1 protein-coding gene is annotated in these 299 nt (G+C 20.7%); it reads right to left on the bottom strand.

The annotated features are described in order from the left end of the window. Window positions 1–299, bottom strand: a 299-nt coding sequence (locus ACR6JA_RS22895) for a hypothetical protein (protein WP_494599780.1), incomplete at both ends; no start/stop codon positions are given.

The following is a 299-nucleotide window of genomic DNA, read 5'->3' as shown; positions in this document are numbered from 1 at the left end:
TTTTTTTGTTTTTTTTTTTTTTTTTTTTTTTTTTTTTTTTTTTTTTGGTTTTTGTTTTTTTTTTGTTGGTGGTTTTTTTGTTGGTGTTTGTTTTTTTTTTTTTTTTTTTGTTTTTTTAGTTGGGGTTATGTGGGATGGTGGGCGCCTGGTTGGGGGGGTTGGGGGCTTTTTATTTTTTTTTTTTTTTTTTTTTTTGTTTTTTTTTTTTTGGTTCGTTGGTGTTTTTGTTTTTTTAAAAAATATTTTTTTATTTTTTTTTTTTGTTTTTTTTTGGGTTGTTTTTTTATTTATTTTTTTTT

It is taken from the genome of Cedecea sp. B1(4), assembly GCF_059414925.1.
The sequence above is the reverse complement of the archived record's forward strand: the minus strand, read 5'-3'. Positions and strand labels throughout refer to the sequence as shown.